The organism is Arthrobacter glacialis (assembly GCF_002909445.1).
Lineage (GTDB): Bacteria > Actinomycetota > Actinomycetes > Actinomycetales > Micrococcaceae > Specibacter > Specibacter glacialis.
Genome location: NZ_PPXC01000007.1, coordinates 45,095 through 65,111, shown reverse-complemented (window position 1 = coordinate 65,111; position 20,017 = coordinate 45,095). Strand labels below are relative to the sequence as shown.

17 protein-coding genes are annotated in these 20,017 nt (G+C 61.6%); all 17 read left to right on the top strand.

All coding sequences use genetic code 11. The features are described from left to right. The first annotated feature begins 138 nt into the window (after nucleotides 1-138). The 17 genes from CVS27_RS10505 to CVS27_RS10425 all read left to right on the top strand — a co-directional run bounded on the left by CVS27_RS10505 (nucleotide 139) and on the right by CVS27_RS10425 (nucleotide 19,831). Entirely contained in the window at nucleotides 139-876 is a 738-nt protein-coding gene (locus CVS27_RS10505) for an HAD family hydrolase (RefSeq protein WP_103465693.1), read from the top strand. Next, the gene (locus tag CVS27_RS10500; protein WP_103465692.1) at nucleotides 873-2,033 is read left to right on the top strand and encodes a site-2 protease family protein; all 1,161 of its coding nucleotides are present in this window, start codon (nucleotides 873-875) and stop codon (nucleotides 2,031-2,033) included. The genes CVS27_RS10505 and CVS27_RS10500 overlap by 4 nt, the downstream gene beginning before the upstream one ends. Nucleotides 2,034-2,118: 85 nt before the next feature. Then, complete coding sequence (locus CVS27_RS10495) at nucleotides 2,119-3,174, top strand: tRNA (adenine-N1)-methyltransferase (protein ID WP_103465691.1); 1,056 nt, start codon at nucleotides 2,119-2,121, stop codon at nucleotides 3,172-3,174. A gap of 51 nt (nucleotides 3,175-3,225) precedes the next feature. Beyond that, nucleotides 3,226-5,016 (top strand): proteasome ATPase, encoded by a 1,791-nt coding sequence (gene arc, locus CVS27_RS10490; RefSeq protein ID WP_103465690.1) that lies wholly within the window; start codon nucleotides 3,226-3,228, stop codon nucleotides 5,014-5,016. A gap of 14 nt (nucleotides 5,017-5,030) precedes the next feature. After that, nucleotides 5,031-6,608 carry a depupylase/deamidase Dop gene (gene dop, locus CVS27_RS10485; protein WP_103465841.1) on the top strand — a complete coding sequence of 526 codons (1,578 nt, stop codon included), beginning with the start codon at nucleotides 5,031-5,033 and terminating at the stop codon, nucleotides 6,606-6,608. A gap of 112 nt (nucleotides 6,609-6,720) precedes the next feature. Then, on the top strand, nucleotides 6,721-6,927 hold the full coding sequence (locus CVS27_RS10480) for a ubiquitin-like protein Pup (protein WP_103465689.1): 207 nt from the start codon (nucleotides 6,721-6,723) through the stop codon (nucleotides 6,925-6,927). A 6-nt stretch (nucleotides 6,928-6,933) separates the two neighbouring features. After that, nucleotides 6,934-7,755: a proteasome subunit beta gene (gene prcB, locus CVS27_RS10475; protein WP_103465688.1), complete on the top strand. Its 822-nt coding sequence runs from the start codon at nucleotides 6,934-6,936 to the stop codon at nucleotides 7,753-7,755. Nucleotide 7,756: 1 nt separating this feature from the next. Continuing rightward, nucleotides 7,757-8,503 (top strand): proteasome subunit alpha, encoded by a 747-nt coding sequence (gene prcA, locus CVS27_RS10470; protein ID WP_103465687.1) that lies wholly within the window; start codon nucleotides 7,757-7,759, stop codon nucleotides 8,501-8,503. A gap of 14 nt (nucleotides 8,504-8,517) precedes the next feature. Beyond that, nucleotides 8,518-9,891, top strand: a complete 1,374-nt coding sequence (gene pafA, locus CVS27_RS10465) for a Pup--protein ligase (protein WP_103465686.1) — start codon at nucleotides 8,518-8,520, stop codon at nucleotides 9,889-9,891. Nucleotides 9,892-10,069: 178 nt separating this feature from the next. Further along, nucleotides 10,070-11,053, top strand: coding sequence for an FKBP-type peptidyl-prolyl cis-trans isomerase (locus tag CVS27_RS10460; RefSeq protein WP_103465685.1), 984 nt, complete (start codon nucleotides 10,070-10,072; stop codon nucleotides 11,051-11,053). A 21-nt stretch (nucleotides 11,054-11,074) separates the two neighbouring features. After that, the gene (locus tag CVS27_RS10455; protein ID WP_103465684.1) at nucleotides 11,075-11,470 is read left to right on the top strand and encodes an FKBP-type peptidyl-prolyl cis-trans isomerase; all 396 of its coding nucleotides are present in this window, start codon (nucleotides 11,075-11,077) and stop codon (nucleotides 11,468-11,470) included. A 133-nt stretch (nucleotides 11,471-11,603) separates the two neighbouring features. After that, nucleotides 11,604-13,658, top strand: coding sequence for a helix-turn-helix transcriptional regulator (locus CVS27_RS10450; protein ID WP_103465683.1), 2,055 nt, complete (start codon nucleotides 11,604-11,606; stop codon nucleotides 13,656-13,658). 9 nt (nucleotides 13,659-13,667) lie between these two features. Beyond that, nucleotides 13,668-14,039, top strand: a complete 372-nt coding sequence (locus CVS27_RS10445; RefSeq protein WP_103465682.1) for a hypothetical protein — start codon at nucleotides 13,668-13,670, stop codon at nucleotides 14,037-14,039. 21 nt (nucleotides 14,040-14,060) lie between these two features. Then, entirely contained in the window at nucleotides 14,061-14,372 is a 312-nt protein-coding gene (gene tatA / locus CVS27_RS10440) for a Sec-independent protein translocase subunit TatA (RefSeq protein WP_103465681.1), read from the top strand. Between the two features lie 59 nt (nucleotides 14,373-14,431). Continuing rightward, entirely contained in the window at nucleotides 14,432-15,226 is a 795-nt protein-coding gene (tatC, locus tag CVS27_RS10435; RefSeq protein ID WP_103465680.1) for a twin-arginine translocase subunit TatC, read from the top strand. Between the two features lie 19 nt (nucleotides 15,227-15,245). Next, entirely contained in the window at nucleotides 15,246-18,107 is a 2,862-nt protein-coding gene (locus CVS27_RS10430) for a DEAD/DEAH box helicase (protein ID WP_103465679.1), read from the top strand. 80 nt (nucleotides 18,108-18,187) lie between these two features. After that, on the top strand, nucleotides 18,188-19,831 hold the full coding sequence (locus CVS27_RS10425) for an amidohydrolase (RefSeq protein ID WP_103465678.1): 1,644 nt from the start codon (nucleotides 18,188-18,190) through the stop codon (nucleotides 19,829-19,831). Nucleotides 19,832-20,017 lie beyond the last annotated feature (186 nt).

The window sequence follows — 20,017 nt, the reverse complement described above, 5'->3', positions numbered from 1 at the left end:
AGCCCGGGTTCGCCTGATTCCGCATCATTGAATCTGCTCACGGCTCCAGCCTAAGGCTCTGGCAGCCGATGGCAATACTCACCACGCGGAACCCGCTTTGAAAACCGTGCAGCCGTTCACGCCCCGTAGACTAGTGGCATGCTTTCACCCAGTGCCGCCGCCGCGCCCCTTGCGACTCCGACCTCTCCCACGCTCAAAGCTGTCCTCTGGGACATGGACGGGACGTTAGTGGACACAGAACCCTATTGGATTGCTGCCGAAATTGAGTTGGTGACTGCTCATGGCGGGCAATGGGATGAGGAGAAGGCGCACCTTTTGGTGGGCAGTGCCTTGGACGCCTCAGCCAGGATTCTCCAGGAAGCCGGTGTCAATCTCACCAGCCGGGAGATCATTGATCACCTATCCAATGCGGTCATTGCCAAGGTGCGCCGTGAATTGCCGTGGCGTCCGGGAGCCAGGGAACTGCTGGCGGATCTGCACAACAGTGGCGTGCGTTGCGCGCTGGTGACCATGAGCGAGCGCAACCTGGCCGCGGAAGTGGCCCAGGCGCTGGACCACGAGTACTTTGAATTCCTGGTGACAGGCGATGACGTCAACAACGGCAAGCCGCATCCCGAACCGTACTTGACGGCCATCGACATACTCCGCAAGACAGATCCCACCATCACGGCGGCTCATTGCGCGGCCTTGGAAGACTCGGTTCCCGGGGTTGCCTCAGCCTTGGCCTCAGGTGTTGCCACGATTGCCATTCCCAACGCCGTGCCGCTGGCTGATGATGCTCGCCGGACCACGTGGGAGACGCTCTCAGGGAAAACGTACGACGACGTCAATGCTGTTCTCGCTTCCACGTTCGCCTCCTCCGGGGCTGCTTTGTGAGTAGTCCTGCCAACGGTGCCAAGGCGCGCCGTGAGGGTTTTGTTATTGGCTCGGTACGCGGCACCCCCATCATCTTGGCGAACTCATGGTTTTTCATTGCCGGTGTGACGGTGCTGATTTTCGGCCCGCAGCTCCAAACCAACTTGCCGGGCCTGGGCGCAAGCGCCTACCTGGTCGCCTTTGCCTACGCCCTGCTGCTGCTGTTCTCGGTGCTGATCCATGAACTGGCCCACGCCGTTGCAGCCAAAATGTATGGCTGGCCAACGCACAAGATTGTCTTGAACCTATGGGGCGGCCACACGGAATTTGATTTCGGCAAGGCAACTCCCGGCAGGGCCTTGGTGGTGGCCTTTGCCGGCCCCGTGGCGAACTTTGTCCTAGCCGGCTTGGGCCAGCTGGTGGTGCTGGCGCTCCCGGAACGCACCTCCCTGGGAACTGCCGTTGCCCTGCTGCTGGCCAACATTTTTGTTGTTGCCAATCTGCTCATTGGCGCCTTCAACGTCTTGCCCGGTTTGCCGCTGGACGGTGGACGCCTGGTGGAGTCCATTGTGTGGAAGTTAACCGGCAGCCAGGAGAAGGGCACTGTTGCTGCTGGCTGGGCCGGGCGCATTATTGCGGTGGTGCTGGCCGTTGCGGTCCTGGGAATTCCCTACCTGCTGGGTGGGCAACCCGAGCTGACCACCGCGTTCATCGTGATCCTGATGGCCGGTTTTCTCTGGATGGGCGCCTCGGCCTCCATCAAGGGCGCCGGCATCCGCCTGCGTTTGCCGGACATTAGTGCGGGCACCTTGGCTACGCCGGCCATCAGTGCATCAAACGCCTGCACCGTGGCCCAGCTGTGGACACTTCGTGGACAATACCCCCAGGAACCCATCGTTTTGTACGGCCCCGATGGCCGCCCCTGTGCCGTGGTTGATGAGTTTGCGCTGGCCCATGTGCCACCCGAGGTTGCGGCAACAACCCCCGCCACGGCCGTGGCCAGGACCCTATCATTGGGCGCCTACGTGCCTGATGTTGCCAAGGGGGAGGAACTGGTGGCCTACCTGGCCCAGCTCCCGGACACCGAATATGCGGTGATCAACCTCGATGGCAGGGTGACAGGGTTGCTGAGCCAGGCGAAAGTTGTTTCGGCCATCACCGGCAAGTCCGGACCCTAGGACCCACGTCCACAACAGCATGCGGCCCCGCCTCCACGGGCCAACCCCACGAACGCTTCAGCACCAACACGTTAGGAACTACCCCATGACTCACAGCGATTCCAGCCAAGAGACCTCCCTGCAGCCCCATGGCGCAGCTGCCCGTCGCGGACCTTTCCGCGCCGGTGAGCGTGTGCAGCTGACGGACGAGCGTGGACGCATGAACACCATCACCTTGACCCCCGGCACGGCGTACCACACGCACAAGGGCTTCCTTAATCACGATCTGCTGATTGGTGCCCCGGAGGGCTCCATGGTGGAAAGCAACGTGGGCCAGCAGTACCAGGCGCTGCGCCCGCTGCTCTCCGACTTTGTGCTCTCGATGCCCCGCGGCGCAGCCGTGGTGTACCCCAAGGACGCCGGCCAGATCATCACCATGGGTGACATTTTCCCCGGTGCCCGCGTGGTGGAGGCTGGCGTTGGCTCCGGCGCACTGTCCATCTCCCTGCTCCGGGCAGTGGGCGACAACGGCTACCTGCACTCCTTCGAACGCCGTGAAGAATTCGCCGACATTGCCCGTGGCAACGTGGAAACAATCTTTGGCGGACCGCACCCGGCCTGGAAGATCTCCCTCGGTGACTTCCAGGACCAAGTAGTGGAGCAGGAAGCCCCCGGCAGCGTTGACCGCGTTGTCCTTGACATGCTGGCACCCTGGGAATGCCTTGATGCCGTGGCTACGGTGCTGGCCCCGGGCGGGGTGTGGATCAACTATGTGGCCACCGTGACCCAGCTGTCCCGCACGGCCGAAGCTATCCGCGCCGACGGGCGCTTCACTGAGCCTGACGCCTGGGAGTCCATGGTCCGCGGCTGGCACCTGGAGGGTTTGGCTGTGCGCCCCGACCACCGTATGGTGGCCCACACCGGTTTCTTGATGGTCACCCGCCGCCTTGCCGACGGTGTCACCGGCATGACGCTCAAGCGCCGCGCCTCGAAGACGGACTTTGCCCAGGAAGACCTGGACGCCTGGACCCCTGCAGCCGTGGGCGAGCGTGCCGTCTCCGACAAGAAGCTGCGCCGGGCCGCCAGGGATGCGTCCTCCACCGTGCAGACCCGCCGCACCAAGAGCAAAGTTGCTGACGAAGAGACTGTCACTGACGCGTAGCACTACACTCAGCAGTAGCAGCCCGACCCGGCTCCGGAAGGATCAATTGTCATGAGCGAATCACAGCACCCCACGCCCGACATCCCTGCCACAGGCGCCCCGTCGCCGGGTTCGGCCGAGGCCAGCTATCTCACAGGTCCCGGCCAGCATGCAGTGTTGGAGCGCCAGCTCAACGTGCTCCGGGACAAGGCGCGCAACCTTGACCGCCAGCTGGCATCGGCAACCACCAACAATTCCAAGCTGGTGGCCATGCTGGAAACGGCTAAGTCGGAGATCCTCAAGCTCCGTTCTGCTTTGGAGCACGACGGCGAACCCCCCTACAGCTTCGGCACCATCGTTGCGCTCAACCGCCACAGCGCTGGCGGGGGAGTCAGCACTGCTGTGAGCCAGGAGAGCCTGGACATTTTTGCCTCCGGGCGGAAGATGCGCGTGGGGCTGAGCCCGTTGCTGCGCATGAGTGATCTCAACGTTGGCCAGGAGGTGCTGCTCAACGAAGCCTTCACTGTCATCGCCGGGCTGGGCTATGAGCGTGTGGGTGAGCTTGTCACCGTCAAGGAGCTGCTGGGCACTACCCGGGTGCTGGTCATTGGCCGTGCCGATGAGGAGCGGGTGGTTCGTCTGGCCGGCGTACTGCAGGGCGGTTCAGTGAAGGTGGGGGATGCCCTCACGGTGGACGGGCGCACGGGCTATGCCCTGGAAAAGATTCCGCGCTCCGAGGTGGAAAACCTGATTCTGGAGGAAGTTCCGGACATTTCCTACTCCGACATTGGCGGCCTGGCATCCCAGATCGAGCAGATCCGCGACGCTGTGGAGCTGCCCTTCCTGCACCCGGACCTGTACCGCGAACACGGCCTCAAACCGCCGAAGGGCATTTTGCTTTACGGCCCGCCCGGCTGCGGAAAAACTCTCATTGCCAAGGCTGTTGCCAACTCCTTGGCCAAACGGGCTGCCGAACGCTCCGGCGTGAAGGATCAAAAGAGCTACTTCCTGAACATCAAGGGCCCGGAACTGTTGGACAAGTATGTGGGTGAGACGGAACGCCAGATCCGGCTCATCTTCAGCCGCGCCCGCGAAAAAGCCTCGGACGGCAGTGCCGTGGTGGTCTTCTTTGACGAGATGGACTCCTTGTTCCGCACCCGTGGAACGGGTGTGTCCTCCGATGTGGAAACCACCATCGTGCCCCAGCTCCTGAGTGAGATTGACGGCGTCGAACGCCTCGACAACGTGATTGTCATTGGCGCCTCCAACCGCGAGGACATGATTGACCCGGCCATCCTGCGCCCGGGCCGACTGGATGTGAAAGTCAAGATTCAGCGCCCGGATGTGGAGGCTGCCGCCGATATTTTTGCCAAGTACGTCACCACGGCTCTTCCCTTCCACGCCGATGATGTGGCCGCCAACAACGGCAGCTTGCAGGAGACGGTTGACGCCATGATCCAGCGCACGGTTGAGGCCATGTACGCCACGGACAAGTCCAATGAGTACCTGGAAGTCACGTACGCCAATGGCGACACCGAAATGCTGTACTTCAAGGATTTCAATTCCGGTGCTGTCATCCAGAATGTTGTTGACAGGGCCAAGAAGTACGCCATCAAGGACCTGCTGACGCACGCTGAAAAGGGTATCCGGATTGAGCACATGCTCCGTGCCGTGGTGGATGAGTTCCGTGAACACGAGGACATGCCCAACACCACCAACCCCGACGACTGGGCCCGGATTTCGGGCAAGAAGGGTGAGCGGATCACGTACATCCGCACCATCGTGCAAAGCAAGGAAGGCCAGGTCCCCGGCAAGACGCTGGAGCCGCTGGAAACGCTGAGCAACACCGGGCAGTACTTGTGAGTGTTGTGCGGGTCATGGGGGCGGAAACCGAGTACGGCATCCATGCCCCCGGTGGCAGCTCGTTCAACGCCACCTGGCTGTCCACCCAGGTGGTCCATGCCTATTCGCAGGAGACCAAGCAGCGGGCGGCAGCCGGTGGGGAGACCCGCTGGGACTACACTGACGAGGATCCGCTCGCTGACGCCCGCGGCTGGTCCATGCCACGAAATGTGGCCCATCCCAGCCAGCTCACGGACAATGAATCCGAACTCACTGCCGCGCAGATTGCCCTTGAGGGCGGCGAAACCGGCGACCCCAGCATTCCCCTCATGATGAATATGGTGTTGGGCAATGGTGCACGGCTGTATGTTGACCACGCACACCCTGAATACTCCTCACCGGAGGTCACCAACCCCCTCGACGCCGTGCGCTGGGATGCGGCAGGTGATTTGGTGGCGTTGGCTGCCGTGCGCAGGATCGCCGCAACCCCGGGCCTGCCGGAAATCAACCTGTACAAAAACAACACCGACAACAAATCTGTTTCCTACGGCAGCCACGAGAACTACTTGATGCCGCGGCACGTGCCCTTCAAAAACATTGTTTCCGGGCTGACGCCGTTCTTTGTAACCCGGGCCATCATGTGTGGGGCGGGCCGGGTGGGACTGGGCCAGGACGGCTCCGGCATGGGGTTTCAGATCAGCCAGCGAGCAGACTTCTTCGAAGCCGAGGTGGGGCTGGAAACCACCATCCGCCGCCCCATCATCAACACCAGGGATGAACCCCATGCCGTGGCTGAGAAGTACCGCCGCCTGCACGTGATCATTGGCGACGCCAACCTGAGTCAAGTCTCCAACTACCTCAAATTCGGCACCACGGCGCTGGTACTGGACATGATTGAGCACGGCAACGCCCCGGAACTGGAGTTCGCCGACCCCGTGTCCACGCTGCGGGAGATCAGCCACGACTGGCAGTTGCAGCAAACCCACCTGCTACGCAACGGCACCAGGGTTAGTGCGTTGGACGTGCAGTGGCTCTACCTTAACGCAGCCACGGCCCACGCCGCTGCCAACGGCTCCACCGATCCCACAACAGGCGACAGCCATACAGCCGCACTCTTGGCCAAGTGGGAGGAAGTGCTCACAGCTCTGGGTAACGACCCCATGAGCCTGGCCAGCCAACTGGAGTGGGTGGCCAAACTCAATCTGCTCCAGCAGTACCGTGCCCGGGACAAGATGGCGTGGAATGATCCCCGACTGGGCCTGATTGATCTGCAATGGTCAGATGTCCGCCCGGAAAAGGGTCTCTATTACAAGCTCCTGCAGCATGGCCGCATGCAGCGTCTTGTCACGGATGAGTCCATCGCCGCAGCAGTGCTGGCGCCACCCACTGACACCCGGGCATATTTCCGGGGCCGGTGCATCCAGGAGTTTGGTGCCCACGTGGTGGGGGCCAGCTGGGATTCAGTCATCTTTGAACTTCCGCAACTTCGCCGGCTCCAACGGGTGTCCACCAAGGAACCCCTACGCGGCACACATGCGCTGACCGCCGGGTTGTTTGATGCCAACACTGGGCTTGCCGATTTCCTGGCCCAGTTGCTCTCCGGCCCACACTAGCTGGCGGCCCAAACACAAACACCACGGTGGCACGCAAACTGGGCAGGTCCGTGGCAGGATGGAGTCAGATACCAGCTACGGGTATCAGGGATCCGGATATGAGGGACTAACCATGGCTTCGCAGGAACAAAAAAACGTTTCCTCCCGCACCGAGGAAGAACACGTCGATGAGGCGCCCCTGCCCACTCCGGCACCAGATTCTGGCGCTGCCCAGGCGGCCACCTCAGGGGTGGATGATCTCCTGGATGAGATCGACGGCGTGCTGGAATCAAACGCGGAAGAGTTTGTCCGCGGGTTTGTGCAAAAGGGTGGACAGTAGCACCTCATGGACTCTCAGCGCAGAAGTGAGTTTCCGGCGCTGGAAGCTGCCGGCTCTTCGTCGTCGTTCTTTGACTATGTGAGCCGCAGCCATCCCGGGCTGTTGCCCTTTGGCCAGGTCTTGCCGCCGGGCAGCATGCCGGCCACCCCGCACGGCACCACCATTGTGGCGCTGACCTGCACGGGCGGTGTTGTCATGGCGGGGGACCGGCGCGCCACCATGGGGTCCATGATTGCCAACAGGCACATTGAAAAAGTCTTTCCGGCTGACAAGTACTCCGTGCTCGGCATTGCCGGCACGGCAGGCATCGCCATCGACATTGTGCGATTGTTCCAGGTGGAACTTGAGCACTACGAGAAAATCGAAGGCACCCTGCTGAGTCTTGAGGGCAAGGCAAACCGGCTCGGCGCCATGATCCGCGCCAATCTGCCCATGGCCCTGCAAGGCCTTTCGGTGGTTCCATTGTTCGCCGGCGTCGAGCCAGAGGAGCCCGCCGGCCGCCTGTTTTCTTATGATGTAACGGGGGGCCGCTATGAGGAATTGGAACACCACAGTGTTGGTTCCGGCGCCGTTTTTGCCCGGGGTGCGCTGAAAAAACTGTGGCGCCCGGAGATGGGTCCCGAGGAGGCCGTAGCCGTGGCTGTTGAGGCATTGGTTGACGCCTCCGACGACGACTCCGCCACAGGAGGGCCGGACCTGGTGCGGCAATTGTGGCCTGTGGTCTATGTTGTCACGCAGAAAGGCGCCACCCGGGTCAGCCCCGAAACATTAGCTGCCGTGGTGGAAACCATTACCGCTCGGCGAATGGCCGAACGCAGGGAGGCATAAAATGGCGCAGCAATTCTATGTTTCTCCCGAACAAGTCATGAAGGACAGGGCAGATTTTGCCCGCAAGGGAATTGCCCGCGGCAAATCCGTCGTGGTCCTGAGTTTTCGTGACGGCATGGCCCTGGTGGCAGAGAACCCCTCACCGACCCTGCATAAGATTGGTGAAATCTATGACCGCATTGCCTTTGCCGCAGTAGGGAAGTACAACGAATTTGAAAGCCTGCGCCAGGCCGGTGTGCGCTATGCCGATGTTCGCGGATACTCCTACAACCGGGTGGATGTTACGGCCCGGGGCCTGGCCAGTGTTTATGCGCAAAGCCTTGGCACTGTTTTCACCGCCGAGCAAAAGCCTTTTGAGGTGGAACTGGCTGTTGCCGAAGTGGGGGATCGGGAGGGTGAAGACCACATCTTCCGTTTGAACTTTGACGGGTCCATTTCAGATGAGTCGGGCTACTTGGCCATGGGCGGCAAGGCCGAGCTGGTGCAGGCCACCTTGGCAAAAGTGTGGAGTGCCGGGGCCGAACTTGGCCAGGCGCTGCGCTGGGCTGTCAGTGCCTTGGAGGCTCCCCGGCTCGAGGCCGCCACGACGGGTGCCGCCACAGCAGGTGCCGGCCCTGCGGTCCGGCTGGGGGCTCCTACCTTGGAGGTTGCGGTCCTGGATCGCAATGCGGCGGCTGTGGGTGGCTCGCACAGGGCCTTTCGGCGTTTATCCGCTGCAGATGTTGCAGCGCAACTGAGAACAGACTAGAGGGGAATTAGCTGGTGGACAGGCGAATTTTTGGCATTGAAACCGAGTTTGGTGTGGCCTATTCAGCCCCAGGCTCACGGCCTTTGTCGCCGGAAGAAGTTGCCAGGTACCTTTTTCGCAAGGTGGTCAGCTGGGGACGCTCCTCCAACGTGTTCCTGCCCAACGGCTCACGGCTGTACTTGGATGTGGGCTCACACCCCGAGTACGCCACGGCAGAGTGCGACGGGATCGCCCAGCTTATAGCCCACGACCGTGCCGGGGAAGCCATCCTGAACGATCTTGTCCACGAAGCCCAGGCACGGTTGGAACTGGAGGGTTACAACGGGCAGATCTTCCTCTTTAAGAACAATGTGGATTCCGCCGGAAACTCCTACGGCAGCCACGAGAACTATCTGATCACCCGCAAGGGCGAATTCAACCGTTTGGCGGATATCCTCATCCCGTTTCTGGTCACCCGGCAGCTCATTTCCGGGGCCGGGAAGGTGCTGCCGGCCCAGCAGGGCGGGCAGTATGCGTTTTCCCAGCGCGCCGACCATATTTGGGAAGGCGTCTCCTCAGCCACCACCCGCTCCAGGCCCATCATCAACACCCGTGATGAACCCCATGCCGATGCCGAGCTGTACCGCCGCCTGCATGTGATTGTGGGGGATTCCAACATGTCTGAAACCACCACCATGCTCAAGGTAGGCAGTGTCGACTTGATTCTGCGCATGGTTGAGGCGGGCTCCATCATGAGCGACATGCGCCTGGAGAACCCCATCCGCAGCATTCGCGAGATTTCCCATGACATCACGGGCAAGCATCCGCTGAAGATGGCCGATGGCCGCACCATGACAGCGATCCAGATTCAGCGACACTATTTGGACAAAGTGAGCGCTTTTGTCCGCTCGCACGGAGCACACCATGATTTGGTGCCCCGAATCCTGGATCTCTGGGAACGCACCCTGGATGCCGTGGAAAGTGAAAACTATTCCAGCATCGACACCGAAATCGACTGGGCCATCAAGGCCAAGCTGCTTGGCGCCTACGCTGACCGGCACAACGTCACGTGGGGCTCACCCCAGGTGGCGCAACTCGATTTGCGCTACCACGACATCTCCGCGGACAGGGGCTTGTTCAACATGCTCGAACGGCGCGGCGCCGCCGCGAAGGTGGCCACCGCCGAAGAAATCCTTGCTGCAGTGGATACGGCGCCGGCCACAACACGCGCCCACTTGCGCGGCAAGTTTGTCAGCGCGGCCAGGGATTCCGGACGGGACTACACGGTTGACTGGGTTCACCTGAAACTCAATGACCGCTCCCACCAAACAATTCTCTGCAAGGACCCGTTCAAGAGCAGCGACGAACGCGTCGATGAACTCATAGCATCCTTGCGCCACGAGTACTAAAAAAACCGTGTAGCAGTAGCCCAACCAAGGACATGTTGGGCTGCCACGCAGCTTTCGTTCAGTTTCAAGCGATAAGCTGGACGCAGCCCTTTTCATCCACGTGCTTGATGGGGCACCGTGTCATAGGGCGCCGCGTTATTGCCCTCCCCCCATCAAACCTGCAATCGAAAGAGTTTCTGTGCGCCGACTTCTTGCCCTGCTTCTTCCAGTGCTGTTGCTTGCAACAGCGTGTGCACCCGGTTCAACGGACTCCGCCGCGCCGGCACCCAGCGCCTCGGTGTCGATTCCGCCGTCGAACGCGGAGGCCTTGGCCTCCGTCAAGGTGGAAGACCTCGGCAAGGGTAAAGCACCCAAGGTCACCTTTGACATGCCGTTGGAGATCAAGGCCGAGTCCATGCGCCTGGTCACCCCCGGTGACGGCGAGCAGATCAAGGCCGGCCAAATCGTTGCGTTCCAGCAGGTCATGCTGAACGCCACGGATGGTGAGACCATCGGCGAGTCGTTCACCAAGGAACAGTCCAACAAGATCACCTTGGATGATAATTTCAAGACCCAGTTCGCCCTGGTCTACTCGACCTTTGCCGGTGCCAAGGTAGGCGCCTACATCGCCTACGCAACCCCTGCCGTGCCTGCCGGTGCAGGGTCAACGGAGGCCCCGGAGCAGCCCGAGCAGCCTGCCGCCATGAGTGTCTTCAAGGTCGTCTCCGCGACGGATGCGCCGGCGCCGGCAAAGCTCATGAGCGCTGATGACGTTGCGGCTCTTGCCAAGGACGGCAAACTGCCCGTTGCAAAGTTTGATGACAAGGGCGTCCCCAGCATCACCATCCCCAAGAACGATCCGCCGGCAGACATGGCCGTCCAGGTTCTCACCGAAGGTACGGGCGACGTCCTGGCCGCCAGCGATTCAATCTCCGCCCTGTACACCGGCTGGACCTGGTCCGACGGCAAGCAGTTCGACTCCGCCTATGAGCGTGGCGAGGCTGCAACATTCAGCTTGCAGGGAGTTATTGAGGGCTGGACCAAGGGTCTGACAGGCCAAAAAGTTGGTTCAACTGTGCAGCTGACCATCCCGGCGTCGTTGGCGTACGGCGAGGATGCAGCGGCCGGCGGCAAGCCTGCCGGAACTCTGGTATTTGTTGTTAAGATTGAAGCGAAGAAGTAACTAAAACCCGCAAGGAGAACCATGTCTTTTGGAACACGCGACTACGATCGCACCAAGCCCGAAATTGAATTCCCGGCACACGCCGTTCCCACCGAACTGGTCATTGAAGACCTCATCGAAGGCACCGGCACCGAGGTAGTCCCCGGCAGCACCGTTTCCACCCACTACGTGGGCGTCGCATTCTCCACCGGCGAAGAATTTGATTCTTCCTGGGGACGCGGCAACCCGCTGGAGTTCCGCGCCGGCATCGGCCAGGTCATCCAGGGCTGGGACCAGGGCTTGATCGGCATGAAGGTGGGCGGCCGCCGTCGTCTGGAAATCCCCTCCGAGTTGGCTTACGGCTCACGCGGTGCTGGTGGAGCCATTGGCCCCAATGAAGCGTTGATCTTTGTGGTTGACCTGGTGGCCGTGCGCTAAGCACCCCCACTCCAACTGACCCGCAGTAGTGGTCGAAAAACGGCGCGAAATCGCGTTTTTTCGACCACTACTGCGGGTCAGTTGTTTAAGAGCGGGTCAGTAACACAGTTCCGCTGCCGGTACGCTGGGCTGTGTGTCCACAAAAATTGATGCCACTGAACGCCTGCTGAATCTGGTGATTGCCCTTTTGGGGACCCGGCGCGGCCACAGCAAGAGCTACCTCCGGGAACGAATCAACGGCTACCCGCCGGTGGCTTCAACCTCTGCCGAGGAAGAGAAGGTCCAGGCGTCCTTTGAGCGGATGTTTGAACGGGACAAGAAGACCCTGCAGGAGCTGGGCATTCCCATGACTGTGACCACCAACTATGACACCGATGCCCAGGATCAATCGCTGTACCGCATTGATCCGGTGGACTACCGGGTTCCCGAGGTCCGCCTCGACGAGTCGGCCATGACGCTGCTGGCAGTTGCCGCCAATGTCTGGGCCGAAGCAAGTTTTGGTGCCGCGGCCCAGTCAGCGCTGCGCAAGATTGCCACCCGGGCAGGAACCAGCTGGTATGAGGATGCCGCCACCTCGCAGTCGCGCATCCGAACCGCCGATCCTTCCTTCGAGCCTCTTTGGACAGCGCTGCGCAGCCATCACCCCGTGACCTTTGGCTACAGCGCTGCCGGGGCCGCCACCACCACTGTGCGCACCGTTCAGCCCTGGGGCCTTGGCAACAAGTATGGCCAGTGGTACCTCTCAGGCTTTGACCTGGACAGGGGAGAGCAGCGCAGTTTCCGGCTCTCGCGCATCGCCTCTGAGGTCAGCGTCCACGCCCATGAGACGTTCAAACGTCCCGAAGAGTTCACCATCGCCTCCGTGTTGGATAGCCTGGGCACCGGCACCCCGCACACGGCCCAGATTGCTGTGCCGCGCGATGCTGCTCATTGGTTGCGCGGCCGCCAAGACACCGAACGGGTCACCGACGGCGCCTGGCACCGTGAGGGCTGGGAAGTGCTGGAGGTCAGCTATCGTGAGCCGGAGTTGATGGCCGACGACGTCGCCGCCATGGGTGCCCAAGCGCTGGTTATTGCTCCGCCCGCCTTGCGCGACGCCGTGGCCGCCCGCTTGCAGCGCGCTGCAGTGGCCGCCGATTCCGAACAGGGTCCCCTTGACTGGACCGTCCCGCTGCCGGGCCCCGCGGCCAAGAAAAAGGACTCACGGGACCGGCTCATCCGGCTGCTGTCCATGGTGCCGTATTTGGTGGCCAATCCGGGGGTGGAAGAAGCTGAGGTCTTGGCGGAATTCAACATCACTGCCAAGGAGTGGGAGAAGGACCGGGACACGCTGACCGTCTCCGGCCTGCCCGGCTACCTCCACGGCGATCTGATGGATGTCACCACGGAGGCCGGGCACGTATTCATCAGGGATGCCGAGACCCTGTCCAACCCGCTGCGCCTGACCCAGGAAGAAGCCTGCTCAGTTCTGGTGGGCCTCCAGGCGCTTACGGCGCTGCCCGGCACCGAGCAGGCCCATACACTCAACGCTGCCATCACATCGCTGCGCGCCGTGGCGGGGGAGGACGCCTGGCTGGCCAACGCCGTCGGGCTTCAACTGATCACCGGCCCCGAGGTGGAAACCATAGCTGTGCTGCAAGACGCCATCATCAACAAGCGTGCCTGCACCATGACCTATCTGGTCCGGGCCCGTGATGAACTGGGCGAACGCAGGGTGGAACCCATTCGGCTCTTCTCGCTCGATTCGCTCTGGTACCTGCGTGCCTGGTGCCACAAGGCGGGGGAGCTGCGCAGTTTCCGGGTGGATGCCATCAAGGAACTGGCCGACGCCGGAGCGCAAGACCATGTGCCTGCGGCGGGGCTCCCGTGGCAGCTCAACACCGGCATTTATGATCCCGGCAGCAACGACCACGCTGTGCAGGTGGTGGCAAGCGCCGCCGCCGTGCAACGGTTGGGGCCGGCTTACAACGCCTCGCTCTTTGCCCTGGCCGGCGGTGAGGTGGGTATGCGCCTGCTGGTGGGGGACATTGCCACACTCGCCCCGCTCATGGCCAGGCTGGGCGGGCAGGCGCGCGTGGTGGGTCCGCCAGCGGCCACTGCTCAAACGGCCGCCTGGCTAGCGCAGGCCGCGGCCAGCTATCACGCTGTGGGCGAAAACACCCCGGCTGTTCCCAGACTGGACGGCTAGACTCAAAAAATGCCTTGGTGGTTTTGGATCCTTCTCTGGATTGCGCTGATTGCGCTGTCCCTGCTTTTCATGGCCTTTTTGGGTCTCAAGCTCTGGCGCCAGGCGTCGGCAACCATGCGCACTTTCACAGATGTGAGTGATGAGCGGGCAGCGTACTGGGACCAGCAACTGTCGAAAGCCACAGTGGAGCACGTCACAGAAGAGCGAACGGTGGTTCCCGGCAGCGCCGTTTTTGCGTCACCTGAAGAAATGAAGGATGATTACCTAGCTACCAAGGAGGAACGGCGTTTTGCCCGACTTCAGCGGCGCGTCGCCCGCAGGAAAGAACGCGGACAGCTCCAATCCTTGCGCGACATCGAAGCATTACTAGACGTAGGATGAACCAAAAGGAAAGGCGTTACCGTGGGAAGACTTTTTGAGAGCCCCTGGGCTATCACCATCATCATCATTGTTGTTCTCTTGCTCTTCGCAGCCCCGAAGTTGCCCGGCATGGCCCGAAGCCTGGGACAGTCCATGCGGATTATCAAGTCCGAGGTCAAGGAAATGAAGAACGACGGCAAGGACGAGAAGCCCTCAACCACGCCGACCGCGTCAGCGGCCCCTTCGGCCACGGCCGCCCCTGAGGCCCCCATGGAAGGCAAGATCGTTAACAACCCGGCACAGGGCAACGTCTCGGGCGACGGTACCGGAACCGGTACTGGCGCTCAGTCATAGAAACGGTCGAAGAGCCGGTGGGCGCCACAAAGGGCCGTAAAGCCAATCCTGAAGGCAGGATGCCGCTTAAAGCGCACCTCATTGAGGCCCGCAACCGGCTTTTCAAGAGCGCCCTGGCGATGATCCCCGGCGTGATCATTGGCTGGATTATTTATGATCCGCTCATGTATGCCATCACTGAGCCGCTGCGTGACATCAGCCAATCCCGGAACATTGATGCTGCCCTGAACTTTGAGGGTGTCACCACTTCCTTTGACCTGAAGATTCAGATCTCCTTGATTCTTGGCCTGGTTTTGGCATCCCCCGTCTGGATTTATCAGCTGTGGGCCTTCATCACCCCAGGGTTAACCAAGAAGGAACGCCGCTACACGCTGTCGTACATGTTCGCCTCCGTGCCGTTGTTCCTTGCCGGCATTTACGCGGGCTGGTTGATGTGGCCCAACATTGTGCGTGGACTGACGTCCTTCACGCCCGAGGGCGGCAGCAACATCATGAAGGCAGTTGACTACTTGCAATTTGCCTTGCAGTTGATGCTCTTCATGGGCGTGGCCTTCCTGGTACCGGTTCTGCTCTTTGCGCTCAATGCAATCGGCATGGTGCGTGGAAAGACGTATCTGAAGGCCTGGCGTTTCACTATTTTGGGTGTCACGATCGTTGCTGCCATGGCAGCACCGGGCTCGGATGTCATGAGCATGTTCTTCCTGGGCGCCCCCTTGTTGGTTCTGTATTTTGGTGCCATTGGACTGTGCGTTCTCAACGACAAGCGCCGCGACCGGCGTGATGCGAAGAAGGTCAAGGAATCAGAGTCGATGGCCGATGTGGCCACGCCCTCAACGGATCTGGAAGTGCTCTGAGCTGACGTAGGCTTGTAGTATGCCAAGCTCCGAGATGACAAGCCCTGCCGAACGTTACCTGGCAGCCAAGGATCGAGTTCGAGACCAAGGCACCGAGTTGGGAGAATTCAAGGCAGGCCTCTCCTTTGAGCTGGATGATTTTCAAAACACCGCGTGCCGTGCCGTCCTGGCCGGCCGCGGTGTTTTAGTTGCAGCCCCCACCGGCGCCGGCAAAACCATTGTTGGTGAGTTTGCTGTGCACTTGGCTCTCACCCGCGGTTACAAGGCGTTCTACACAACTCCCATCAAAGCCCTGAGCAACCAAAAGTACCAAGAGTTCTGCGAGAAGTACGGTGTAGAAAACGTGGGCCTGTTGACGGGCGACACCAGCGTTAACTCCGAAGCTCCCGTGGTTGTCATGACAACCGAAGTGCTGCGCAACATGCTCTACGCAGACTCGAACACGCTCAACGGCCTGGCCTATGTGGTCATGGATGAAGTCCATTACCTGGCTGACCGCTTCCGCGGCGCCGTCTGGGAAGAGGTCATCATCCACCTGCCCAGTGAGGTTGCCGTGGTCTCCCTGAGCGCCACGGTCTCCAACGCAGAAGAGTTTGGTGCCTGGTTGGGCACCGTCCGGGGCGACACCGCTGTGGTGGTCTCTGAGCACCGGCCCGTGCCGCTATGGCAGCACGTGATGGTCCAGCGGGACCTGGTTGACCTGTTTGCCGAGAATGTGGCCTTTGACGAAGCTGCCCCCGGCAATGACACCGTGGATAACTCCCGCACCCCCAAGATCAATCCCGAACTGTTGAAGCTGGCGCGCTCGGAAACCGTCAGCGCCAACGGCCATTCACGCAACGGCCGCCGGGACGGCTCCGACCGCGCAGGTGGCAGGTACCAAGGCGGCGGCAAGTACGGCAGTGGGCGCACCAGCGGCTTTGGCATGACCCGCGCCGCCTCCAGGCCCCAAGTCATTCGCGCTTTGGAGAAGCAGAACCTGCTCCCCGCCATCACCTTCATCTTCTCCCGCGCTGCCTGCGACGCGGCCGTCAACCAGTGTGCCGCTGCAGGGCTGTGGCTCACCACGGATGCCGAGCGCATTGAAATTGCCCGGCGCGTTGACGCGGCCTGCGCCGAACTCCCCGACTCGGACAGGGACGTGCTGGGTTTTTGGGGCTGGCGGGACGGCCTGTTGCGCGGACTGGCAGCCCACCATGCGGGCATGCTGCCCAGCTTCAAGGAGGTGGTGGAGGACCTGTTCGTCGACGGACTGGTGCGTGCAGTCTTTGCCACCGAAACCCTGGCCCTGGGCATCAACATGCCCGCCCGCACAGTGGTGTTGGAAAAACTCGAAAAGTACAACGGTGAAGCCCATGTTGCCATCACAGCGGGGGAGTACACCCAGCTGACGGGCCGTGCCGGACGCCGCGGGATCGATATTGAGGGCCACGCGGTGGTGTTGTGGCAGCCGGGCACGGACCCCACTGCCGTGGGCGGCTTGGCCTCAAAGCGCAGCTACCCCCTGAACTCCAGCTTCCGTCCCACCTACAACATGAGCATCAACCTGGTGGCACAATTTGGCCAGGACAGAACCCGCGACATCCTTGAATCGTCTTTTGCGCAGTTCCAGGCAGACAGTTCGGTGGTGGACCTGGCCAAACAGGTGCGGTCTCGGGAAGCGTCCCTGGCCGGCTATGAAAAAGCCATGACCTGCCATCTGGGTGACTTCAACGAGTACGCCAAACTACGCCGCGAGCTCTCCGACCACGAGTCAGGGGCATCCGCGTCAAAGTCCAAGCAGCGCCGCAACGCGGTGGTTGATTCCATTGCCAGCCTGCGTGCCGGTGACGTGATTTTGGTGCCGGGCGGACGCAACCCGGGGCACGCCGTCGTGGTTGGTCCTGACAGCAACACGCGCGAACCGCGGCCCACCATTCTGACGGTTGATCGGGAGCTGCGGAAACTGAACCTGCACGACCTGACCGGACCGGTGGAGGTTGCCGCGCAGCTGCGCCTGCCCAAGGGATTCAATGCGAAGGTGCCCAAGGACAAACGCAATCTGTTGGCAGCGTTGGAGGCCAAGTTGGCCGAAACATCAGCGCAGCTCCCGCACCGGACTGCTGCTTTCCAATATGCCGCCACGGGCGAGGATGCCGCCATCACCACCTTGCGCAGGAACCTCCGGTCCCACCCCTGCCACGGGTGCAGCGATCGGGAGGACCACGCACGCTGGTCCGAGCGCTGGTGGAAGCTGCGGCGCGAGACTGACGGAATTGTGCGGGCCATCCAGGCGCGCACCAACACCATCGCCCGCACCTTTGACAGGGTCATTGACTTGCTGGCTGGCTACGGTTTTGTGGTTGCCGACGGCTCCGGAAAGTTAGTGCCCAGCGAGGACGGCCAACGCCTGCGCCGAGTGTACGGCGAGAAGGATCTGCTGATTGCCCTGGCTTTGCGACAGGGCGCGTTTTCAAGTCTGGACGCGGCCGAGCTGGCAGCCTTTGTCACCACTTTGGTCTACCAGGCCAAGCGCGACGGCGAAGGGTCCCGTCCCCGGATGCCCAGTGTGAGCCTGGAACAGTCGGTGGAAGATGTTGTCATCGCGTGGTCAAGGCTCCAAGACGCCGAGGAATCTCATAAACTGCCGCTGACCAGTGAGCCTGAGATGGGTTTGGTGTGGCCCATGTACAAGTGGGCCAAGGGTCGCAGCCTGCAGGATTCGCTGGCAGGCACAGAGCTGGCCGCGGGCGACTTTGTGCGCTGGACCAAGCAAGTCATTGACCTGCTGGGCCAGCTGGCCCAGGTCCCCGCCGTACCGGCCGGGTTTGCGCCCGTGTGCCGATCGGCCATTGAGATGCTCCGCCGTGGCGTTGTCACTTACACGGCCGTGGTGGACTAAAACCCCTACCCCGGCATCTCTGCGCGGATGCCCCTTGGAAAAAAGATTGTGAACAGTTTGTTGAAAGGACTGCATTTCTCATGTCATTGACTTTGTACAGGAATGGTTCTGTGTATAGCGCAGCCGATCCTCTCGCCACGGCCATGCTGGTGGACGGGGACGTGGTGGCGTGGGTCGGCTCCGAACATGCCGCCACGTCGCTGTTGGATTCAAGGATGCGGGAGGTGGATCTTGCCGGGGCACTGGTGGCGCCCGGATTTGTGGATTCACATGTTCACGTCACGGAAACGGGCTTGGCCCTGGACTCCGTTGACTTGGCCGGGGCCACTTCGGTGAAGGATTTGCTGGACAGTGTGGCGGCAGCCGCGGGGAACACCGTGGGACTGGTGCTCGGATATGGCTGGGACAGCACAGACTGGCCGGAGAACAGGCCACCCACTGCTGCCGAACTGGACAGGGCTACAGGAGGCCGCGAGGTCTATCTGGCCCGCGTGGACGTGCACTCGGGTGTTGTCTCCTCCGCCCTGGCGCAGCGCTGCGGACTGAGTTCCTTGGCGGGCTGGGACGGTGAGGGCCTGGTCAGTGGCGCCGCGCACATCAAGGCCCGAGAAGTGGCCCGTTCCCTGACTCCGGAACAACGCCAGGCGACCCAGCAGCGGGCCCTGCGCCACGCTGCTGCCAACGGTTATGTGGCCTTGGCCGAAATGAGTGCGCCGCATGTGGGCTCCATTGATGATCTGGCTGCACTGACAGCGTTGACCGCAGCCGATGCCGCCGAGGCGCTGCCGCAAATTTTGCCGTACTGGGGCGAACTGGTCTCCAGTGTTGACCAGGCGCGTGAGCTTCTGGCCCTTCTGGGCCCGGCAGTGCTGGGCTTGGCCGGCGACATCAACATTGACGGCTCACTGGGTTCCCGCTCAGCACTCCTGCGACTTCCCTATGCCGATGCCCCCAACTCCATCGGTGCTGCACATTTGAGTGTTGAACAAGTTGCGGACCATTTTGCTGCAACCTCTGAACTAGGCCTGACCGGTGGCTTCCACGTCATCGGTGACGGCGCCATGGACCTTGCCCTTGAAGGCCTCGAGATTGCTGCTGCGCGGGTAGGCATCGACAAGATCCGGGCTGCCGGCCACCGTCTTGAACATGCTGAAATGGTTGACGCGCAGGCCATGGCAACTTTGGCACAGCACGCTGTCACGGTCTCCGTGCAGCCGGGTTTTGACGCCCTCTGGGGCGGCCCGGAAGGCATGTATGCCCAACGTCTTGGTGTAGAGAGGGCCCGTGACCTTAACCCACTGGCGCGCTTCTATGAGGCAGGTGTTCCGCTGTGCTTCGGCTCGGACGCTCCCGTGACACCGTTGAACCCCTGGGCCAGTGTCCGGGCTGCGCTGAATCACCATGAGTCGACCTCCCGCATCTCGGCGCGGGCAGCCTTTATTGGCCACACCCGTGCCGGGTGGAGGGCAGCAAAGTCCGAGAATCCATTCCTTGGCCAGCTGGCTCCGGGCGCCCCGGCCAGCTTTGCCATTTGGGATGTGGATGCCCTCATGGTTCAGGTGGCCGATGACAGGGTGCAGTCCTGGTCCACGGATCCGCGCGCCCGCACTCCATTGCTGCCAGCCCTGGATACCGGGAACGACCCACGTTGCCTGCAAACGGTGCACCTGGGCCGTGAACTGTACTCCAGCGAAGACTTCAGCACCGCAGACACACAGCCCTAGTATTGGGAGGTTTTTCAACTGCCCACCAGCAATTACCTCGCGGTAACAAGTACTCTGACCTGCACAAACACCTATCCGTGCAGGTCAGGAACGTGTTGACAGGCAGGTCTTGGGCAATTAGTTTTAGGGGAGCGGAGAACCTCCTTTGGGAGAGTCCCGGTCGGTGTTAAGTTCAGCTTGACCGAC

Excerpts from the sequence above, each read along its gene's own strand:
- CVS27_RS10505 (WP_103465693.1), top strand. The coding sequence starts at position 139 with ATGCTTTCACCCAGTGCCGCCGCCGCGCCCCTTGCGACTCCGACCTCT.
- CVS27_RS10495 (WP_103465691.1), top strand. The coding sequence starts at position 2,119 with ATGACTCACAGCGATTCCAGCCAAGAGACCTCCCTGCAGCCCCATGGC.
- arc (WP_103465690.1), top strand. The coding sequence starts at position 3,226 with ATGAGCGAATCACAGCACCCCACGCCCGACATCCCTGCCACAGGCGCC.
- dop (WP_103465841.1), top strand. The coding sequence starts at position 5,031 with ATGGGGGCGGAAACCGAGTACGGCATCCATGCCCCCGGTGGCAGCTCG.
- CVS27_RS10480 (WP_103465689.1), top strand. The coding sequence starts at position 6,721 with ATGGCTTCGCAGGAACAAAAAAACGTTTCCTCCCGCACCGAGGAAGAA.
- prcB (WP_103465688.1), top strand. The coding sequence starts at position 6,934 with ATGGACTCTCAGCGCAGAAGTGAGTTTCCGGCGCTGGAAGCTGCCGGC.
- prcA (WP_103465687.1), top strand. The coding sequence starts at position 7,757 with ATGGCGCAGCAATTCTATGTTTCTCCCGAACAAGTCATGAAGGACAGG.
- CVS27_RS10455 (WP_103465684.1), top strand. The coding sequence starts at position 11,075 with ATGTCTTTTGGAACACGCGACTACGATCGCACCAAGCCCGAAATTGAA.
- CVS27_RS10445 (WP_103465682.1), top strand. The coding sequence starts at position 13,668 with ATGCCTTGGTGGTTTTGGATCCTTCTCTGGATTGCGCTGATTGCGCTG.
- tatC (WP_103465680.1), top strand. The coding sequence starts at position 14,432 with ATGCCGCTTAAAGCGCACCTCATTGAGGCCCGCAACCGGCTTTTCAAG.
- CVS27_RS10430 (WP_103465679.1), top strand. The coding sequence starts at position 15,246 with ATGCCAAGCTCCGAGATGACAAGCCCTGCCGAACGTTACCTGGCAGCC.
- CVS27_RS10425 (WP_103465678.1), top strand. The coding sequence starts at position 18,188 with ATGTCATTGACTTTGTACAGGAATGGTTCTGTGTATAGCGCAGCCGAT.